Annotated in this window: 18 protein-coding genes and 1 riboswitch; of the genes, 9 read left to right on the top strand and 9 right to left on the bottom strand. The window is 43.0% G+C overall.

Features of this window, described 5'->3' with window-relative positions; all coding sequences use genetic code 11:
• Positions 1–230: 230 nt before the first annotated feature.
• From motB to D0466_RS13290, 3 genes are all read right to left on the bottom strand, one after another.
• A complete protein-coding gene (gene motB / locus D0466_RS13300) occupies positions 231–998 on the bottom strand; it encodes a flagellar motor protein MotB (RefSeq protein ID WP_117323049.1) in 768 nt (255 codons plus the stop codon).
• Complete coding sequence (motA, locus tag D0466_RS13295) at positions 991–1782, bottom strand: flagellar motor stator protein MotA (RefSeq protein WP_117323048.1); 792 nt, start codon at positions 1780–1782, stop codon at positions 991–993. Before motA ends, motB begins: the two co-directional genes overlap by 8 nt.
• A 161-nt stretch (positions 1783–1943) precedes the next feature.
• Positions 1944–2315 carry a DnaJ family domain-containing protein gene (locus D0466_RS13290; RefSeq protein ID WP_117323047.1) on the bottom strand — a complete coding sequence of 124 codons (372 nt, stop codon included), beginning with the start codon at positions 2313–2315 and terminating at the stop codon, positions 1944–1946.
• A 186-nt stretch (positions 2316–2501) separates the two neighbouring features.
• Between D0466_RS13290 and D0466_RS22575 the strand changes: the two genes are divergently transcribed.
• Complete coding sequence (locus D0466_RS22575; RefSeq protein WP_199484554.1) at positions 2502–2660, top strand: hypothetical protein; 159 nt, start codon at positions 2502–2504, stop codon at positions 2658–2660.
• 165 nt (positions 2661–2825) lie between these two features.
• Here the strand turns inward: D0466_RS22575 and D0466_RS13285 are convergent, their stop codons facing one another.
• Entirely contained in the window at positions 2826–4478 is a 1653-nt protein-coding gene (locus D0466_RS13285) for a M20/M25/M40 family metallo-hydrolase (RefSeq protein WP_117323046.1), read from the bottom strand.
• 289 nt (positions 4479–4767) lie between these two features.
• Here D0466_RS13285 and D0466_RS13280 point away from each other — a divergent pair, with 289 nt between their 5' ends.
• The 7 genes from D0466_RS13280 (at position 4768) to D0466_RS13250 (ending at position 11814) form a co-directional block, all read left to right on the top strand.
• A complete protein-coding gene (locus tag D0466_RS13280) occupies positions 4768–6048 on the top strand; it encodes an MDR family MFS transporter (protein WP_117323045.1) in 1281 nt (426 codons plus the stop codon).
• Positions 6049–6292: 244 nt separating this feature from the next.
• On the top strand, positions 6293–7300 hold the full coding sequence (gene mreBH, locus D0466_RS13275; RefSeq protein WP_117323044.1) for a rod-share determining protein MreBH: 1008 nt from the start codon (positions 6293–6295) through the stop codon (positions 7298–7300).
• Between the two features lie 331 nt (positions 7301–7631).
• Entirely contained in the window at positions 7632–8186 is a 555-nt protein-coding gene (locus D0466_RS13270) for a thioredoxin family protein (RefSeq protein WP_117323043.1), read from the top strand.
• Between the two features lie 220 nt (positions 8187–8406).
• On the top strand, positions 8407–8973 hold the full coding sequence (locus tag D0466_RS13265) for a tyrosine-type recombinase/integrase (protein ID WP_117323042.1): 567 nt from the start codon (positions 8407–8409) through the stop codon (positions 8971–8973).
• A gap of 65 nt (positions 8974–9038) precedes the next feature.
• Positions 9039–9536 carry a cation:proton antiporter regulatory subunit gene (locus tag D0466_RS13260; protein WP_117323041.1) on the top strand — a complete coding sequence of 166 codons (498 nt, stop codon included), beginning with the start codon at positions 9039–9041 and terminating at the stop codon, positions 9534–9536.
• A gap of 2 nt (positions 9537–9538) precedes the next feature.
• Positions 9539–10762, top strand: coding sequence for a cation:proton antiporter (locus D0466_RS13255; protein WP_117323040.1), 1224 nt, complete (start codon positions 9539–9541; stop codon positions 10760–10762).
• A gap of 191 nt (positions 10763–10953) precedes the next feature.
• Positions 10954–11814 (top strand): YihY/virulence factor BrkB family protein, encoded by an 861-nt coding sequence (locus D0466_RS13250; RefSeq protein WP_117323039.1) that lies wholly within the window; start codon positions 10954–10956, stop codon positions 11812–11814.
• A 411-nt stretch (positions 11815–12225) separates the two neighbouring features.
• Here D0466_RS13250 and D0466_RS13245 read toward each other — a convergent pair whose 3' ends face one another.
• The gene (locus tag D0466_RS13245) at positions 12226–13413 is read right to left on the bottom strand and encodes a DHH family phosphoesterase (protein WP_117323038.1); all 1188 of its coding nucleotides are present in this window, start codon (positions 13411–13413) and stop codon (positions 12226–12228) included.
• A gap of 134 nt (positions 13414–13547) precedes the next feature.
• Here D0466_RS13245 and D0466_RS13240 point away from each other — a divergent pair, with 134 nt between their 5' ends.
• Positions 13548–13817, top strand: a complete 270-nt coding sequence (locus tag D0466_RS13240; protein WP_117323037.1) for a hypothetical protein — start codon at positions 13548–13550, stop codon at positions 13815–13817.
• Between the two features lie 170 nt (positions 13818–13987).
• On the opposite strand, the gene ribH is transcribed toward D0466_RS13240, so the two are convergent.
• From ribH to megL, 4 genes are all read right to left on the bottom strand, one after another.
• A complete protein-coding gene (ribH, locus tag D0466_RS13235) occupies positions 13988–14455 on the bottom strand; it encodes a 6,7-dimethyl-8-ribityllumazine synthase (RefSeq protein WP_117323036.1) in 468 nt (155 codons plus the stop codon).
• Between the two features lie 12 nt (positions 14456–14467).
• Positions 14468–15658, bottom strand: a complete 1191-nt coding sequence (locus D0466_RS13230) for a bifunctional 3,4-dihydroxy-2-butanone-4-phosphate synthase/GTP cyclohydrolase II (RefSeq protein ID WP_117323035.1) — start codon at positions 15656–15658, stop codon at positions 14468–14470.
• Positions 15659–15675: 17 nt separating this feature from the next.
• Positions 15676–16314 carry a riboflavin synthase gene (ribE, locus tag D0466_RS13225; protein WP_117323034.1) on the bottom strand — a complete coding sequence of 213 codons (639 nt, stop codon included), beginning with the start codon at positions 16312–16314 and terminating at the stop codon, positions 15676–15678.
• 215 nt (positions 16315–16529) lie between these two features.
• Positions 16530–16660, bottom strand: a riboswitch (FMN riboswitch).
• 280 nt (positions 16661–16940) lie between these two features.
• Positions 16941–18140, bottom strand: coding sequence for a methionine gamma-lyase (gene megL, locus D0466_RS13220; RefSeq protein WP_117323033.1), 1200 nt, complete (start codon positions 18138–18140; stop codon positions 16941–16943).
• Positions 18141–18242: the final 102 nt, after the last annotated feature.

Here is an 18242-nt window from a genome sequence, read left to right as displayed (position 1 = left end):
ATATGATGAATTTATTAATTTGATAATTCCAATAGGAACGGAGGATGGGAAATGACCATGCTTCATGTTCTTAATTTTGCCACTCCGATCGTGTGTATTGCTGGTGCCGGCTTCCTAATCGATTATTTATGCAAGCCTGGCTGAGGACCCATCCGAGATTACAACTAATGATTGACTCTATTATGCATTTGCAAAAAAAACCTGTCTTGCTGACAGGTTTTTTTACATCTTTATTTATTGATTGCCGTCCTTGGCATAATCAGGATTTCTACCCGCCGATTTTTTTCGCGGCCTTGTTCCGTTTTATTTGAGGAAACGGGTTTAAATTCACCATACCCCTTTGCGCTGAACCACGCTGGATCAAGTTTCTTATTTTCCAATAATATCTTCATGAAGTTTACAGCCCTCATGACGCTTAAATCCCAGTTGGATTCATATTGATATGTCTGAATTGGGATATTATCGCTATGCCCGCTGATGACGATGCTTCGGGGTGGATCCATTACAAGCAAATCAGAAATCTCTTTGGAAACTTTCTCGTCTTCCTGCCTCACGTCAGCACTTCCTGATTCAAAAAGAACATTGTCGCGGATCGTCACTAGCAATCCCTCATCCGTCAATTCTGTACCCAGTTTATTTGTCAGCTGTTTGGCTTGGATATATTGGTTTACTTTTCTCTGGATATCTGAAAGCTCCTTCTGCTCTTTCTTTCCCAGGTCATCTTTTTCAGTTTGCTCGTGCAGTTCTTTTCCGGCATCTTTTGTGTCAGAAGGATCTTGACTTTCCACAGGGCTTTGCTGTTCCATAACTCCTGTCCCGCCATCAAAGATTTGCTCGAATACTGTTGACATTTGTTTAAACTTATTCGCGTCAACCGAACTGCTTGCAAATAAAACAATGAACAGCGCCAGAAGAAGGGTCAATATATCCGCATATGGAACTAACCAGGATTCATCTAAATGCTCCTCGTGTTTTTTGTGTTTCTTCTTCCTAGCCATCCTGCTTCACACTGCCTTCAAGCAATTTTTTCCGCTCTTCTGCCGGCAGGTATGATGCTAATTTCTGTTCAATCGTTCTAGGGGCTTCACCTTCAATAATTGACAAGATACCCTCAACCATCATTTGTTTAATGCGGACTTCCTGCTGCGATTTACGCTTTAGCTTATATGCGAAAGGGTGCCATAGTACATAACCAGTATAGATCCCCATTAATGTAGCAATAAAGGCTGCTGCAATCGCGTGGCCAAGAGCTTCAGTATCTGCCATATTTCCCAGTGCAGCAACAAGGCCTACAACAGCCCCCAATACACCAAGTGTCGGCGCATAAGTCCCTGCTTGAGTAAAAATCGCTGCTCCGGCGGCGTGTCTTTCCTCCATCGCATCGATTTCTTCAGATAATAAATCACGTATATACTCTGCGCTTTGACCCTCAACAGCAAGGTTTAACCCATTTTTCAAGAATTGATTCTCAACCTGTTCAGCAATCGCTTCTAAGGCCAGCAGCCCTTCTTTCCTGGCTACGACTGCCCATTCTGAGAAGGTCTGAATTAATTCCTCCGGTTTTTCGAGCTTTGGCTCCTTAAAAAGGATTTTAAATAACTTTGGAAGCTTCTTTAATTCAAAACCAGGTACTGCTGTAGTTACGGCTGCGGCAGTACCTACAAGAATGATCAAAATTGCCGCAGGATTTGCAAGCTGACTGACGGGTACACCCTTAAGCGTCATGCCTACCCCAAGTGCTACAATACCGAGAAGTATCCCTACTAACGATGTTTTATCCATAAAAACTCACCCATTCATTTTTTTCTAATCTCTTTTTTATATCGGAAGCAAAACAAAAAAAATGAACGAATTTAGGTAAATTCATCTAAAGCAAGCGAATTATGGAGTAAAAAAAGAAATAAAGACACTTCCCAGATAGAGAAATGTCTTTTTAAATGTACTTATTCAAATAAACGATCTATTTTATGCTGATACTGTTTAAAAGCATTGCTATTGGAGACATTTCGCTTTTTCATTACTTTATTAAAGGAAAGAAGCTTTTCATTCAGCTGTTTTTGCAATTTTTTTCTCTCTGCATCTTCATCGCAGCTGGCAATTAAATCCTCGATGCGCATCATTTCTTTCCGGTAATCATTCTCCTCTTCAAGCATTCCGGCATTTATAAGCATTTTATATGCCATCCGCAGCTCTGGAGATATTCCCGCCATATCATCAAGCACCAGGGGCTGTCCTTTGCCGGGTAAATGATCAAACTCCCCGTCCTCTATTGCCTTGCGGATTTTATCCTCTGCCACAATATGGACAAAGTCCATTTTCACTCATCCCCCTGCATTAAGATATTTTATTATATCACGAGAAAACCTGGTTTAGCAGGGATACAGCCTCTTACATGTTTTTCAAAAACCTTAATTATTTTACTTTGAAATCCTGCTTTCATAAATCTTGATATTAAAAGCCAAACTTTTAAAGAACATAAAGCGAAGGAGATGATTTTGCACATGAGCAGGGGCGAGCATTTTAATCACAAGAAAAAAGGGCATCCTGGTGAATTCCCGAAAAACAGCATAGCCCAGGAAAAAGAACATATCGGTGAACACGAGGAACCGGATATGGTTCCGCTAGAAGCGTATAAAAACCGCACTGGAGAACTAAAGTAAGCATAGCCAGCAATCAAAGGGACATGCAGGAAAAACAAATAATATTGGTTTTTCATGTCCCTTTGGTGTTTACAGATTAACGTTCTACAACACATAAATCTAACTGTAGAGGCATCGTTTAGCTTAAACGACCATTGCTAAATGCAATCGGCTCTCATTGATTTTCTATGCTTCATCTTTTAAAACAGAGTCGACCGTATATTTCAATAGATGGGGCAGTGTGTCCAATGAAAAAGACAGCTCTAAACGCTCTGTCCGTTTATGGGCATCCTTGCCAAACGGTCCGAGGTTTATTGTCGGTATGTTCAATTCTTCTATTTCTTTAAGGGGCATTTTATATTTCTTTCCGTACAGGGGCATTTCATCTTTAAGGGAAGGGATGACACGGTCTGCATCCAGCAATCTGCAGTAGCTGACATCAGACAGTCCTGTAAAAAATTGCTTCAGCTTTATCTCTTGCCTAAAAACATCTTTAGCCTCGTGAATGATTCCCTCTGCGATGGAGCGGATCTTTTCGTCCCTTCCTCCATCCTTCAGCAGCGACACATGCGGATAATACGGCGGGGCAAACATAATAAGGTAAAATGGGGACAAATCCTGAAAGTAACCGCTGATTTTTTTAGCAATCTCTACTGTTTTTAACCGGTAATCAAATTGGGTATCCGTTTGCTGATCATGCACATCAGCCATTTCCCTTTCAAAATCTTCCCCAAACCGTTCTTTTCCAAGCATATAAAGGTACGAGTATGAATAGACCCTCGGCTTAAGATGATCCAATTTGGAATGCACCCGTGAATTGTACATATTTTTGATTTTCCCCAAGATCTCCAGCGAACTCTGCTCGGCTATCAACTTCAGTTTATCCATTACCTCACCGGGAGTTTGCCGCAAAGTCAACACATTATATAACACATACGCATCAGTCGGTGTCTGTACATTATACTGTTCCTTTAAGTCTGTGAGCTTCAGGCAGGTGGGTGGAGGATTTCTTTCGTCTCCGTCCTGGTCGATAAAAAGTATGGATAATTCCATATTCGCCGTAAACACTGCTGCCATCCAGGACGCATTAACACCCTCCAGGGGTTCGCCTACATGGGTTTCTTTTCCATTGCAGAATACCATCGGAAGCAATTTCCCAACAGACCCCAGATAAACATATTTAGATTCATCGCCCGGAAAACTGGCGAACGAAGGCTCTGAACAAATTCCGATGCAGTATTCTAGCCCATATTGTCTTTTGAGGCTGGTTAGCAATGCGACAGCTGCAAACATCCCTTCTGAATTCCGTTCCTCATCTGGAGTGGACAGAAGAAGGATATTGCCTTCAAAATCCCTTTTTGCGGCATATTTCTCCAAGAGGGAGATATGCAGCGCAAGGCCTGCTTTCATATCCATAATGCCCCGGGCAAAAAGCCAATTGCCTGAATGCAGTTCTTTCATAATATCTTCAGGAAGCGAGGTATCCTTTAATTTCTGCGTATATAGATCAGGATTAAAAGCGTAGTCTTTGAGATAGCCATAGTCCTCAACGCCGACAACATCAAAATGGCTTAAAAGGATGACCGTTTTATTCGATTTCCCCTTCTTTCCTTTTAGCAAAGCAGCAATAGCTTTCCTTTTCAACGAATCTCCTTCAATATGCTTTTCAAAAAGGCAGTCGGGATTCTCCCTGAAATAAGGAATTTCTTTGAATACGCCCAGGAGTTCTTCGGCCATCACATTCTCATCTGCAGTCCCGGCAATGCTAGGGACTCTTACAAGCCGTCTTATCAAAGAAAGGATTTGTTCCCTGTTGTTCCAATACGCCGTTTTATCCATTTTTTGTTCCCCCCGCCAAAACCACTCTACATGGTTGTATTAAAATTTCTTTTGCATATCAAAGTTTGTTATATCGCAACATCTAACTCTTCCATTTTGCTCGATTCATCATTTACTGACAGCCGGTGAGTTATTGTCCGGGAAATATTTCGACATGGTTTTCACGCTGACACAACATTGGAAACATTAATCCAAATCTATTTTATAATTTGCTTGTTTTAATCTACGGCATGAATGTATCATTTATAATGAAAAATTCTTTTTTCAATAAAGAAAGCAGGAGTATTCTATGCACCTTAGAGATTGGGATTTCAATTTAAAAATCCGATTGGCCGGGGAAATGCTGGTTAATATTACTTTTTGGATGTTCTTCCCTTTTTTGGCCATCTATTTTACAGAATCGTTCGGAAAAACTGCTGCCGGTTTTTTGCTTATTCTTTCCCAGGTGTTTTCTGTCGTGGCCAATATACTCGGGGGCTATTGTGCCGATCGGTTCGGCCGGAAGAAAATGATGGTCCTTTCTTCAATTGGCCAGGGAATCGCTTTCTTGTTGTTTGCTTATGCAAGCTCTCCCTGGTTAGAATCGCCGATTCTTGGCTTTATTTGTTTTACCTTTGTCAGCATTTTTGGTTCTTTCTATTGGCCTGCCAGCCAGGCAATGGTGGCTGATGTAACCGATGAAAAGCACCGAAACAGCGTATTTGCTGTATTTTATACATCAATCAATATAGCTGTTGTCATTGGCCCCATCCTTGGGGGCATATTCTATGCGGAACACAGATTTGAGCTCTTGTTAATGGCCAGTATCCTAAATGTCGCATTAGGCCTGGTACTTGGAAAATGGATATCAGAAACCGCTCCACCTTTCCAAGCAGTGGAAGCCTCCGGGACAAACAAAAACTGGTATCTCTTTTTGCTCCATCAACTGCGGGACTACAAGGTTATTATCCGGGATAAGACCTTTCTTCTGTTCATCCTTGCCGGCGTTCTTGTCGGCCAGACCTTTATGCAGCTGGACTTGCTTATTCCCGTTTATGTAAAGGAAACTGTACAGCCTCAAACCTTGTTTTCTTTTGGCGGCAGCTGGTCTGTCGATATCGGTGGGGAACAGCTCTTCGGGTTCCTGATTGCGGAAAATGGCTTTCTCGTAGCATTGCTGACAATCGTCATTACGAAATGGATGTCGTTGTATCAGGAAAAGAATGTCTTTATCATTTCTTCGCTGATATATGGGGCTTCCATGGTCCTGTTCGGGCTTACTAGCTGGGTCTGGGGACTTATTCTTTCAATGGCTGTGTTTACGTTGGCAGAACTAATGACCGCCGGCATACAGCAGGGCTTCATTTCCAAGCTTGCGCCGGAGAACATGCGCGGGCAGTATTTCGCTGCAGCCAGCCTTCGGTATACACTCGGCCGGACAATTGCTCCCATTGCGATTCCGATGACAGAATGGATGGGTTACATGTGGACATTTACCACCCTTTGTGTGTTTACTCTATTAAGCGCATTACTATATTCCATTATGTTCAGGCGCTTTGATAAAGAAAAGGGCCTGCAGCATGCAATTTAAGAGCAAACGCCCCATCGGAGAATGTGCTGTTCTTTAATTTACGAGCACATCATGTCATAAATGTCATAACTAGTAATAAGTGTCATCTAAACTTAATACTCTCTAAATCATGGATAAAACCCTTATTTATCAATGCTTTAAACAAGCTAGTTAGCAATTTCCACAAATTCCTACACCCATAAATCGACAAGTTTCTGTAGAATGCTTATATGGGGTTCAAACTCTGATTAAAGGAGTGGCTATATTGTTATCTAGCACAGAAATAGGAATTGATTTAGGAACTGCCAATACACTTGTATATAGCAAAAACAAAGGAATTGTCTTAAATGAGCCATCAGTTGTGGCCATTGACACAGAAACCAAAACGGTATTGGCTGTCGGGACTGATGCCAAAAACATGATCGGAAAAACACCAGGAAACATCATTGCGGTACGACCTTTAAAGGATGGTGTGATCGCTGATTTTGATATTACTACACAGATGCTGAAGCAAATCATGAAAAAAGCCGGAAAAAAGCTCGGTTTTTCAATTCGGAAGCCTAACGTCGTCGTCTGTACGCCAAGCGGTTCCACCTCGGTTGAACGCCGTGCCATCCATGACTCAGTCAAAAGCTGCGGTGCGAAGCAGGTACACTTGATCGAGGAGCCTGTTGCCGCTGCGATTGGTGCGGATCTTCCAGTAGACGAACCAATTGCCAACGTGGTTGTGGATATTGGCGGAGGAACTACGGAGGTCGCGATTATCTCTTTCGGCGGCGTCGTTTCCTGTAATTCCATCAGGATTGGCGGAGATCAATTGGATGAAGATATCGTGCAATATATAAGAAAAAAGTACAATCTTCTCATTGGTGAGCGTACCGCTGAATTGATTAAGATGGAAATCGGCTATGCATTAATCGAACATGAGCACAAGTCGATGGAAGTAAGGGGCCGTGATTTGGTAACCGGATTGCCAAAAACCGTTACCCTTCATTCCGATGAAATACAGGATGCGATCCGGGAATCACTGCTTCACATCCTTGAAGCCATCCGGGCGACACTGGAGGATTCCCCGCCTGAGTTGAGCGGTGATATCGTTGACCAGGGTGTTGTCCTCACAGGAGGAGGTTCCCTTCTGAACGGAATGAAAGAATGGCTGAGCAACGAAATCGTTGTTCCTGTCCATATTGCCCCAAACCCGCTTGAATCAGTAGCAATCGGGACGGGCCGTTCCCTCGATGTGATTCACAAACTGCAAAAAGCTGCTAAATAGTATCTTAGAGTCGGCCCCATCGCTGAAGGGTCCGACTCTTTTTTTAACATCCATCCCTTCATTCATTCTATTTTATGCATCGGTAGCGGCTTCATATCTAAATGATTTATATATGTTGAATTTTTGACATTCATACAATGCCTGAAAGGTTAATATAACTACATAGGCATAGGAGAAAGCTTGCTTTCTCCTATTGAATGAGCCAAAAGCCAAGGATAATCCTTATCTATGCATAATTATTTCGTTCAATTTATATGATTGCATATCGCTTTCATAATCGTCGCAAAGCAAGTTATCATAAAAAAGAATGATAATAATCGGAGGAATGCAAATGAGTTCACTTAATGACTGGTTTGAAAAAGGGTTGACGAAACAAGAATATATCGGCAATATGAAAACCCACAAAGACAGCCTGGAATCTATCTATGAAAGATTCAAGCTGACCGAACAAGATAAAGTGGAACTGGCCTCGATAAAAGGCGAAAATCTGCGCGCAATTATCCTTACAGCAGACTGGTGCGGCGATGCAATGGTGAACCTGCCCATATTGATGAGGATTGCCGAAGAAGCCAATATTGACACCCGCTACTTAATTCGTGACGAAAACCTTGAATTGATGGACCAATATTTAACCAATGGAACTGCCCGTTCCATACCGATTCTCATTTTTATCGATCAGAATGGAGAGGAAGCCGCAAAATGGGGTCCCCGGGCGCCTGAAGTGCAATCCTTCGTTGATGATATGCGGAGTACGATGCCCGCTAAAGAAGACCCAGCCTTTGATGCAAGATTTAAACTATTCATCGAGTCTGTGACAAACCGGTTTACGACAGATGAGGCTCTGTGGAAGCATATAAAAGAAGATATCATAAACACTATCCGATAAAGGAATAATATACAGGCGGCATCGATGCGATGCCGTCTTTTCTATGCCTGTTGAACCGTTCATCAAAGATAAATATTGGGATGGCTGTAGTGGATGGCATCATTAAGGTTCCTAAATGCTGATAAACCCTCCTCTTCCTTTTATCGCCTTTTTATTTTAACGTTACACAAACCTATGTTATTATATAATTAAGTAAAATATTTAAACAGGAGTGATTGTCTTGGACTATGTCGAAGCCTTCAGGAATATCAAGGATATCCAAGCAATAAAAAAATATTTGAAAGGCCATTCTGAAAGGGACCACCTGTTTTTCGTTCTAGGCATCAACACCGGTCTTAAGGTGAATGAAATCCTGGAGATGAAAGTATGGGAGGTACTTGACGAAAAAGGAAAAATAAAAAATTTCTACACATTTCCCGCCTATGACAATCATCCTGAAAAAGAAGTCTATCTCAATGGAAAAGTTAAGACTGCCCTATCCTCTTACCTTCAGGCTTCTCTGCTTCCAAGAGAAGATTATTTATTTGTCTCCCCAAAGACAAATAAACCGATTACCAGGCAGCAGGCACACAGAATCATCCACCAGGCTGTTGATGCCATTGGGATTATCGGTAAGTTCGGCGTTAGTTCCATGAGGAAGACTTTTGGATATCACGCTTATAAACAGGGGGTTTCTCTTGCTCTTATCCAGAAGCATTTCCATCATTCCACTCCTTCCGAGACACTTAAATATCTGGGCATTGAAAAAGAGGAAACAATTAAGACTATAATTGACGTGAATTTATAACCTTTCCAGGTTCGGGCAATAGTTGAACAACCCCCTATTATTAAAACGTTGAAGGAGGAATTTTTATGAAAATCAGAGAAATCGAGCTTCCCGGCATTGGCCAGAAGTTTGAAGTCATAACCCGCAATAACGAAAAGGTGGTCATTGTTATTCACGATGATGGCCGGAGGGAAATATACCATTTTGATACAGATCATGAAGAAAGCGTATCGAGTGTAACTTTTAACGATTCAGAATCACGGCAAATTGCTGCCATATTAGGCGGGATGGTTTATAAGCCACAAGCTCTCGAAACGATTGAAATGGCATTTGAAGGGCTCGCCATTGAATGGTTTAAGGTGGAACCGGGCGCCACAAGCATCGGAAAGACGATCGGGGAAATCGATGTCCGCAGCAATTATAATGTAACCGTCATTGCCATCCTAAAAAGGAATATGAGAAAACAGCTGAGCCCTGGCCCTGAATCCGTAATTGAGGCAGGCGATACAGTAGTAATTTCGGGCGAGCGCCAGCAACTGAAAAAACTGATTAAAGAAATATTGACTAACGAAAGAGGTGATTAAGAATGGATCACTTGGTTTTAGAGGTGGGTACCGCCCTGGTATTGGTCGCAATCGCGGCATTGCTGGCTGGTAAGTTCAACTTCTCGATCATCCCGTTTTTAATCATTCTTGGAATGCTCGTAGGCCCTCACGCTCCAAAATTCGCCGTCATTGACCTGAGGTTTATTGAAAGTGAAGAAATTATTTCGTTTCTTGGGCGAATTGGCGTGTTGTTCCTGCTCTTCTATCTTGGATTAGAATTCTCCATTAAAAAACTGATTAAATCAGGCCGGTCCATTTTTACCGGAGGGACCATCTATATTTTGATCAATTTTGGCCTGGGACTCCTTTATGCCTGGATCATGGGCTTTCCCCTTTTGGAAATCCTGATTATCGCAGGGATCATAACCATATCATCGAGCGCGATTGTCGCCAAGGTACTAGTAGACCTCAGAAGAACCGGGAATAAAGAAACCGAATTGATTCTTGGAATCATTATGTTCGAAGATATTTTCCTGGCTGTTTATCTTTCGGTAGTTTCCGGCCTTGTGCTTGGGAATGCCGCCAGTCTTATGGGGGCCCTCACGTCCATCCTTATTGCCCTCGGTTATATGCTGTTGTTTTTCATCGTGGCAAGAAAAGCCACACCTATTTTAAATAGGCTGCTTGATATTTCCTCAAATGAAATTTTTATCATTGTAGTATTTGCTTCACTGTTCTTCATTGCCGGTTTTTCCGAAACGATCCATGTGGCAGAGGCCATCGGCGCACTCTTATTGGGCTTGGTTTTTTCCGAGACGGAACACAGCGACCGCATCGAGCAGCTGGTCGTTCCGTTCAGGGACTTCTTCGGTGCAATTTTCTTCTTTAGCTTCGGTTTGAGCATCGATCCATTTACCTTAGGCGGAGCAATATGGCTTACTTTAGGGGCCGTGATATTGACGATACTTGGAAACTTCATTGCAGGCATGATTGCAGGACGCCGGGCAGGCTTATCCCATAAGGCTTCCACAAATATCGGGCTGACCATCGTCTCAAGGGGAGAATTCTCGATCATCATGGCAAACCTGGGTATTGCAGGCGGATTGATGCCTGTTTTAAAACCCTTCTCAGCACTATATGTCTTAATCCTCGCTATCCTCGGGCCGCTGTTAACACGAGAATCTAAAAACATTTACAAATTCTTGGATAAAACCTTCAAATGGAGCCAGAAAACAAGCAAGGTCCGTGATCCAGCTTCAGGATGAATTCACTTCGGGGTCAGTCCCCCAGCCAGTTAACGCGTTAAACCACCGGGGGTCAGTCCCCACCGAATTAAAGCTTTAAAGCAACGGGGGACTGCCCCCAAAGGAAATATGTTTTTCATAGGATTAATTGCGTGGACAATCGGGAAAAGGGTTATAGTAGATAGCAATTGATCAGGAGTTGATGCCGGAATATGAATAAACTGACTTCCTTTGGCAAAATGCTAGGCCAGGAAATTAAGGAGGACCGGGCTACTGGATTGGCGGCGGAACAGGCTTATTACTATATGCTTGCGCTTTTCCCCATGCTGATCCTGCTGCTTTCCATTGTGCCGTATTTATCAATTGAACCGCAAAAAGCGATTGATTTTATAGGTTCTGTCATGCCATCCGAGACAACGGATGTATTTACAGACAATATCATTGCTATTGTCAGTGACCGAAACGGGGGCTTATTGACGTTCGGTATCCTCGGCACCCTTTGGTCAGCATCGAACGGGATGAACGCGTTTATCCACTCCATGAACGTCGCGTTTGATGTTGATGAAACGAGGAGCTTCATAAAAGCCAGGCTGTTATCAATCGGGCTGACACTAGGATTGATCGTTGCATTTGTAGTAGCATTATCGCTTCCTGTTTTCGGCAACATCATTTTAGACTTAGTAAATAAAGTCGTGCCTATTCCTGACAGTATGCAAATCTTGTTCAGCATCCTGCGCTGGGTGGTAGCGATCATCGTAATCGCCTTTGTATTGGCTTTGATGTACCGTTTTGCCCCTAACAAACACTATCCGTTCAAACAGGTGATTCCTGGAGCCTTGGCCGCAACCATTATCTGGCAGCTGATTTCGTTAGGTTTCTCTTTTTACGTGAGCCATTTTGGAAACTATTCCTCCACTTACGGAAGCCTGGGCGGTGTCATTGTCCTCATGCTTTGGTTATACCTGACCGGGCTTGCGTTGGTAATAGGCGGGGAAATTAATGCCCTGTTCCATAGGCAATCAACTTTTGCAAGCAAACCGTCGAGTACTAAGACTCCCCCTGTTTCTACATGACAACAACCCGGTATTTGCCGGGTTTTATTTTTAATGTAAAGTAGAGCCATTTGAAAAATAATATGGTTTGACTGAGTAACTAAGTGATGGTTCGCTGATAAAATCTGGGATGTTGATTGATAAATTGGCTTTCCCGTTGATAAACGGAATTTCCGCTCATAAATCAGCACTTTCGATCGTATGTTTTATCTTCGCTGATAAATCTGGTTTTTGGTCCATAAATAAAGGTTTTTGCTCATAAATCTTGGTAATCAGGGATAATCCATATAAAAATCGGCTGAATTATGGAGTGAGTTGGATGAAATTAATAAATTCCAGGGTAGAATTCCTTTATTTTCAACGGTCAATATGTAAGTTCCTTTCACTACACAAACAGCCAGCATCCGATGCCGGCTGTCTTGTTTGGACGCCCTATTGCTCCTTCATCCTTTGATGAAAGTTCAATAAATATTCGACAAATTTATCATCCCTTGCCAAATAGGCGTAATATTCGCGTTTGATGTGTTTTTCGATGTCGCGGAAACCAGGGAAGGTTTGTTGTCCTTTCTTCTCATTAATTTCGAAAATCCAGCCTTTTCCTTCCTGATGGTATACAAATATTTTCTCGTCATGTTTGCCAACGTACAGATTTCCTTGTTCCGAACCTTTATTATTGTACCTGTTTCTAAAGGCGTCCCTTTTCAACGGTTCTGTTTGGAATGTCCGCTCCACAAATTCATGAAAAGCTTTCGGCGTCAAATTACAGCCTGACGCTTTTTGGTGTCCTCCGCCATCATATTCTGCGGCTATTTCAGAAACGTCCACATCATCATGAATGGTTCTTAGGCTAATCCGTTTGCCCCCAACCATTACCATGGCTATGTAGTCCAAATGCGGAAACTCCTTGGAGAGTTCATTCCCAAGCTCGGAATGATAAGATTCAGCGTGGACAATTCCTGCTAAATAATCGCCCACATTCCTCTGGTAAACCTCTCGCTTCTTTCTGCGGATATACCGTTCTACGCGGTCCTCCTCAACGTCCAGCAGTTTTTGTTCAATCTCATCGAATGAAAATGCGGCAGTGCCGGTAAGCTTTTGCATCATTTTTTCCTCAAACTCATCAATGGAGTACATGAAGAAAAGATCATTTAACTGCTTTGCTGTGACATTATCATTCGCATCCCATTCCCATGTATCATACTGCCTGACAAGTTCAACAAATTCATCAAGGATGGCAGAAGAGTTCAGCAATTCCCTTTGTACCAGGTAACGATAAAATAAAGACGTCGCTGATGCCTGTTTTCCATCCGGCTGGGTTACCGTTACCGAAGCCCATCCATATTGGTTCAGATGTTCAGCTGATTTATGGTGGTCGATTAACTTTACTTTTCCGCCGGAAGCAATAAATTTTGAAATAGCTTTTTCATTATCCTGGCTGACTGAAAGATCGGTGATGAATAATTCTATATCCAGGTTATCTTTTTCAAGAAAAGCTGCCACCTGGTAATTAAGCGCTGAAATAGAGTTGTAACTGACTTCCACTTCATCCTTAAGAGCCATTTTCGCAAGAATGCCGCAACCCACTCCATCCAAATCATTGTGCGTTAGAAGACGGTACATATTATCCCCCCTGAAAAAATACTAATAATACTATTCCCTGTTTTCGTAGCATTTATGGCGGTAAATCCAAGTCGGTATAAACATCATGTGGATGTCTACAATAATGAAGACTAAGATGGAAAAGAGGGATTTACGTGAAAGAGCTTCTCCAGCAAGCAAAAGAAATCTTGGAGTACACCTATGACCATCCTGAATCAGGGCGGCTCGTACAATGCATTGACATGCTTGAAGAAGCCAAGGAAACAGCCGGTGGAAAGAGAGAAATGCTTGAAAATGTTATTACAGCGGTCACACAAGCGCATCATGCCCAACTCGCCTTGGACATTGCCGGTGATGTTTCCTCTTCAGCTGCATTTGGCCAAGCCTTTAACGCACTGGATCAGGCGATTGAATCTTATAGTTAAATGGATATTGGCACATTAAAATCATAAGCGTAACACATCGGAAATCTTGCTCCGTCATTTCGCTTTGGTTCTGCATTTGTTCGCCAAAAAACCGGAAGGGGTCTATTTCCTTCCGGTTTTTCATTCTCGATTTCCGATATTCTTTACAATGTTATTAGCTCAAAATTTACTTACCCGATGATTTTACCCAGATTAGCCATTTCGATTGCGGAAACTGCTGCTTCATACCCCTTGTTGCCTGCTTTTGTTCCCGCACGTTCTATCGCCTGTTCAATATTTTCTGTGGTCAGCACGCCAAAAATGACGGGCACGCCTGTCTCCAGCGATACGGAAGCAATGCCTTTTGCCGTTTCATTGGATACGTAGTCATAATGTGTTGTCGCACCACGGATTACGGTGCCGAGCCCAATGACGGCATCATATTTCCCGGTATTCACCAGCTTCTTTGCGATCATTGGTATTTCATAAGCACCCGGAGTCCAGGCCACATCAACATCAGCTTCATCCACACCATGGCGCTTCAAGCCATCCAGTGCTCCGCTTAACAGTTTATTGGTAATGAATTCATTAAACCTCCCCACAACAATCCCAATTTTTAAGCCAGTACCAATTAAATTTCCCTCAAATACTTGTCCCATGTTGCTTCCTCCTTATAAAAACAGATGTCCCATTTTTGTTTTTTTTGTTTCCAAATATTGCTCATTATCCTTTTTGGCGGGCATCTGGATTGGAACCCTTTCAACAATTTCCAAACCATAGCCGGTCAATCCGGAGATTTTTTTTGGATTATTGGTCAGTAAGCGTATCTTTTCAATGCGAAGATCCCTTATGATTTGGGCGCCGATCCCGTAATCACGGAGCTCGGCAGGAAAGCCCAGCTTTTCATTTGCTTCTACAGTATCAAAGCCTTCTTCCTGAAGCTTATATGCCTTAAGTTTGTTGATGAGTCCTATCCCACGCCCCTCTTGCCGCATATAAATCAACGCACCTTTTCCTGCTTCCTCAATTTGTGCAAGGGCTGCATGAAGCTGAGGCCCGCAATCGCAGCGGAAAGAGCCGAACACATCGCCGGTCAGGCATTCTGAATGGACACGAACCAAAACAGGTTCCCCCGATTCCCATTCTCCCTTCACTAAAGCAACATGCTCACGGTCATCCAGAGGATTTGAGTAGCCAATCAGCTTAAAATCTCCGTACGCAGTCGGCATTTTCACTTCTGCTTCACGCTTTACCAGTGCTTCGTGTTTATTCCGGAAGCGGATAAGTTCGGCTATTGTAATGAGTTTGAGGTTGTGTTTCTTCGCTATCTCGATCAAATCCGGTACACGCGCCATGGATCCATCCTCTTTCATGATTTCACAAATGACACCGGCCGGAGCTGCGCCGGACAGCTTCGCCAAATCCACAGATGCTTCTGTATGTCCGGCCCTTCTCAATACGCCGCCTTCTTTTGCAACGATTGGAAAAATATGTCCTGGTCGTCTAAAGTCCGTCGGTACGGAATCTGGATTCAAAAGCTCAAGGATAGTCATTGAGCGCTCGAAAGCACTGATTCCCGTTGTCGTTTGGATATGGTCAACACTAACGGTAAACGCAGTTCCGTGGTTGTCTGTATTTATGTCTACCATCGGATGCAGGTTCAATTTTGTGGCCAGTTGTTCGGTAATGGTCGTGCATATCAGGCCGCGACCATGTGTTGCCATAAAATTGATCGCTTCCGGTGTTGCTTTTTCCGCGAGGACAACAAAATCCCCCTCATTTTCCCGGTCCTCATCATCCACTACAATGACAGCCTTCCCCGCTTTCAGATCGTCAATCGCTTCTTCTATCGTATTAAACAAATTGGCCACATCCTTTATTAAAATCCATTTTCCGCTAAAAAATCCAATGTGATCCCTTTTTTAGGATTCTTGCTTTCCGCTTGATGGATTATGTATTTACCAATCATGTCATTCTCAATATTCACGATATCCCCTGCATTTTTTCTCCCAAGCACCGTGTCCTGGTGCGTAAGCGGAATCAGGGAAACTGTCACCATGTTGTCTCGAATATCAAAGATTGTGAGGCTGGTTCCATCAATTGCGATAGAACCCTTTGGTATACAGTATTTGCTCAGTGAATCGTCCAGCTGGATCACATAATAAACTGCGTTTTCCTTCCTTTGCGTTTTTACAATAGTACCCGTGCCATCAATATGCCCGGACACAAAGTGGCCTCCAAATCGGCCATTTGCGCTCATGGCACGCTCTAAATTAACCGGCGACCCGGCTTTTAACAGCCTTAAGGAGGTATCTTTCACCGTCTCGGGCATAACATCAACCGTAAAGGTTTCGCTGGTAAAGGAAATCACTGTCAAACAGACTCCATTCACAGAAATGCTATCGCCCAAATGGACATCTTCGACAATTTTTTTTGAAGTGATGGTAAGTACCATGCTGTTTCCGCTGCTGTTTAACGATGAAACCGTTCCTATATCTTCTATGATTCCTGTAAACATCTTTTCACCTTATTTCATGTTTAGCGTGATATAGACTTTCCCTTATTATTCAATCGATTGCTGCGTTATAACCCTCCTTCCTTAAAAATAAAACCCTTCAGGCAAAATCCTGAAGGGTCTTTTTAAGGGAGAATATGGCGGCAAAAATATATGGCGAAATAAGCCTATTAAAAAATATTATTTTAAATAGACTCCTAGCTTTATATATTTTCCATACTGTCCTTCTCCCATCCAGACTGTACTGTCGGCTTTGGAATCTCACCAAATCCTGCCATTTTCAGGCTCGCGGGCTTAGAATTGCTTCATTACCGCCGGTTGGGATTTTCACCCGACCCCGAAGGACAAAGAAAAACGCTGGATATATGCCAACATTTTCCGGTTCTGTTTTTAGAAGATGCAGGCGAATGCCCAAGCTTCTTCTTTGCCAAAATTTTATCACTTTCAAAAGAAAATGTAAAACTTTATTCGCTGATATAAGTTCAACTAAACAATTTGGCAATTGGTAAACTAAATTATTTTTTCGATGATTGGAGCTTGGCAAAAAAGCCAGATGGATACCGTTCCACATGAAGGGCCAAATAATATGTTGGCTGGCAGCATCCTAAAAACCATTTATATTTTTTTCCTCATTTGTATCCAGCAGCTAAAGAATGTAATGCCTGCTGCAAATCATCCCAAATATCCTGCCATGCTTCGAGGCCTAATGAAAGGCGTAGCAGCTGGTCTGTGATCCCCATTTCCTGCCTGGATGGTTCCGGAACAACCGAGTGTGTCATCGTCGCCGGATGCTGGATAAGGGTTTCAGCATCGCCCAGGCTGACAGCAATTTTTATTAATTTCAAATTATTAAGCAGCTTCTGGGCATCCTGCTTTGAGCCTTTTATTTCAAAAGAAATAAGCCCGCCTCCCTGTTTCATCTGCTTTTGGGCTATGTGATGGTCCGGGTGATTCGGGTCCCCCGGATAATATACTTTATCGATCATTGGGTGATTCTTTAGCTTAGAGAAAATCCTGCAGGCATTTTGAGAGTGGCGGTCCATCCGGACTGGCAATGTTTTCAAGCCTCGCAGCAGCAGCCAGGAATCAAACGGGGACATAATCCCGCCAATGTCCTTTCGCGTAGTCATGGCTACACTGTTCAAAAACTCTTTTTTGCCCACGACCAGGCCTCCCACGACATCTCCATGGCCGCAAATGTATTTGGTCGCGCTGTGCAGGACAATGTCACAGCCCCAAGCAAGCGGTCTTTGAAGATAGGGAGTAGAAAACGTATTATCGACCACGACCGGAATGCCTTGTTGTTTTCCAACCTGTGCAATCATCTCCAGGTCAAGCATTTTCATCGTCGGATTAATAGGCGTCTCAATATAAATACAGGCTGTCTCCGGTCGGATTAATGCCGATAGCTGTTCAGGCGATTCCATGGCACAGAAATCATGGCTGATGTTGTATTTGTTTTTCATGAGCTGTAATAATCCAAAGGTACAGCCGTACAATCCTTGGGAACAGACGATATGGTCGCCAGCTTTTGTCAAGGCTACCAGGACAGCTGAAACCGCAGCCATCCCTGAACCAAAAGCAAGTCCTGCTTCTCCGCCTTCCAAGCCTGCGATTCTCTCTTCCAGCGCTTGAACCGTCGGATTTCCTAGCCGTGAATAAATGTATCCCTCTTCCTGCCCCGCAAATCGCTTCTCCCCTTGCTCAGCAGTGTCGAAAGTGAATGTCGATGTTTGAAAAATAGGTGCAACAAGGCTCCCCACATGGTCTTTTGAATCATATCCCTCGTGAACGACCGCGGTTTCGAAATGTTTATATTTCTCTCCCATGGTTCCCCTCCTCATTTTTCTTCCTGCTTTATAGTATGTATAAGCAAAGATAAATGGAAGCGTTTACATATTTTTTAGAGGTCAGTCCCCCACGCGTTTACC

This window comes from Peribacillus glennii (assembly GCF_003429105.1).
Classification (GTDB): domain Bacteria; phylum Bacillota; class Bacilli; order Bacillales; family DSM-1321; genus Peribacillus; species Peribacillus glennii.
Note: the sequence above shows the minus strand (reverse complement) of the source record. Positions and strands in the feature narration are given on the sequence as shown.

Excerpts from the sequence above, each read along its gene's own strand:
- motB (WP_117323049.1), bottom strand. The coding sequence starts at position 998 with ATGGCTAGGAAGAAGAAACACAAAAAACACGAGGAGCATTTAGATGAA.
- motA (WP_117323048.1), bottom strand. The coding sequence starts at position 1,782 with ATGGATAAAACATCGTTAGTAGGGATACTTCTCGGTATTGTAGCACTT.
- D0466_RS13290 (WP_117323047.1), bottom strand. The coding sequence starts at position 2,315 with ATGGACTTTGTCCATATTGTGGCAGAGGATAAAATCCGCAAGGCAATA.
- D0466_RS22575 (WP_199484554.1), top strand. The coding sequence starts at position 2,502 with ATGAGCAGGGGCGAGCATTTTAATCACAAGAAAAAAGGGCATCCTGGT.
- D0466_RS13285 (WP_117323046.1), bottom strand. The coding sequence starts at position 4,478 with ATGGATAAAACGGCGTATTGGAACAACAGGGAACAAATCCTTTCTTTG.
- D0466_RS13280 (WP_117323045.1), top strand. The coding sequence starts at position 4,768 with ATGCACCTTAGAGATTGGGATTTCAATTTAAAAATCCGATTGGCCGGG.
- D0466_RS13270 (WP_117323043.1), top strand. The coding sequence starts at position 7,632 with ATGAGTTCACTTAATGACTGGTTTGAAAAAGGGTTGACGAAACAAGAA.
- D0466_RS13260 (WP_117323041.1), top strand. The coding sequence starts at position 9,039 with ATGAAAATCAGAGAAATCGAGCTTCCCGGCATTGGCCAGAAGTTTGAA.
- D0466_RS13255 (WP_117323040.1), top strand. The coding sequence starts at position 9,539 with ATGGATCACTTGGTTTTAGAGGTGGGTACCGCCCTGGTATTGGTCGCA.
- D0466_RS13250 (WP_117323039.1), top strand. The coding sequence starts at position 10,954 with ATGAATAAACTGACTTCCTTTGGCAAAATGCTAGGCCAGGAAATTAAG.
- D0466_RS13245 (WP_117323038.1), bottom strand. The coding sequence starts at position 13,413 with ATGTACCGTCTTCTAACGCACAATGATTTGGATGGAGTGGGTTGCGGC.
- ribH (WP_117323036.1), bottom strand. The coding sequence starts at position 14,455 with ATGGGACAAGTATTTGAGGGAAATTTAATTGGTACTGGCTTAAAAATT.
- ribE (WP_117323034.1), bottom strand. The coding sequence starts at position 16,314 with ATGTTTACAGGAATCATAGAAGATATAGGAACGGTTTCATCGTTAAAC.
- megL (WP_117323033.1), bottom strand. The coding sequence starts at position 18,140 with ATGGGAGAGAAATATAAACATTTCGAAACCGCGGTCGTTCACGAGGGA.